This window comes from Psychrobacter sp. 1U2, from assembly GCF_051847575.1.
On the sequence record NZ_JBPYDC010000744.1, the window covers coordinates 1 to 862 of the forward strand.

General features: G+C 38.2%; 2 protein-coding genes. Both read left to right on the forward strand.

Annotation, left to right across the window (positions count from 1 at the left end; all coding sequences use genetic code 11):
- Positions 1 to 162 precede the first annotated feature (162 nt).
- Complete coding sequence (locus ACS8FD_RS18475; RefSeq protein ID WP_299217749.1) at positions 163 to 489, forward strand: protein tyrosine phosphatase family protein; 327 nt, start codon at positions 163 to 165, stop codon at positions 487 to 489.
- Positions 490 to 621: 132 nt separating this feature from the next.
- On the forward strand, positions 622 to 862 hold a 241-nt coding region (locus tag ACS8FD_RS18480), incomplete at its 3' end, for a protein tyrosine phosphatase family protein (protein WP_439276916.1).

The following is an 862-nucleotide window of genomic DNA, read 5'->3' on the forward strand; positions in this document are numbered from 1 at the left end:
GTCTGTCACAAAATATCGTTATGATAGAGTACGTATTATGCTATCTTGTTGTATAGACAAATTGGTTGAAATAGACTCTATTAGCTTCCATATCTTTACTGGTTTAATACGCTACAATCTTCTTTGATAACCCTACTTTAACAAACTCAATTGAATACAGTTATGACCAATGATATAACCATTTATAGACAAATTTATCCAAGCCAATGTATCAAAATCGCCGAGCTTGGCTATCGCTCAGTGCTCAATATACGTCCTGATGCTGAGGTTGATACGCAGCCTAATAGCTGTGATTTGGCCACAGCTACCGAGCAAGCAAACCTAACTTATCATCATCTACCTTTTGATGATGAGCGTTTGAGTATGATGACTGTGCAGCAATTTGCTGATTTTTATCGTACCGCACCCAAACCTATATTGATGTTTTGCGGGACTGGGGCACGCGCCAAGCTACTGTACCAAAGTGCGTTGATGCAAGGTTTGTTATAACGTTTATATATATTTAGCTTAAAACAATGGGTCTCAAAAACCGTATCTGTTAAGAAATAACGTATCTGAGAAAGTAACGTCTTAAACAGACACTAACTACATTTAATAAATCATTCTAAAAAAGGAGCTCTTATGAGCCATCAAGTTAGTATTACTGGACAAATCACCCCTGATCAAATCCCTATGATTGCTGAGAATGGCTTTAAGACCATTATTAATAATCGTCCCGATGGCGAAGAGCCAGGCCAGCCAACCAGTGCTGATATTGAAGCGGCTGCTACCGATGCAGGTCTTGCTTATAAAGAAGTATCATTTGCAGGTAGTGATCTCAATCAAAATCACGTCGAAGAATTTGCAGATTTTTTTAATCAAG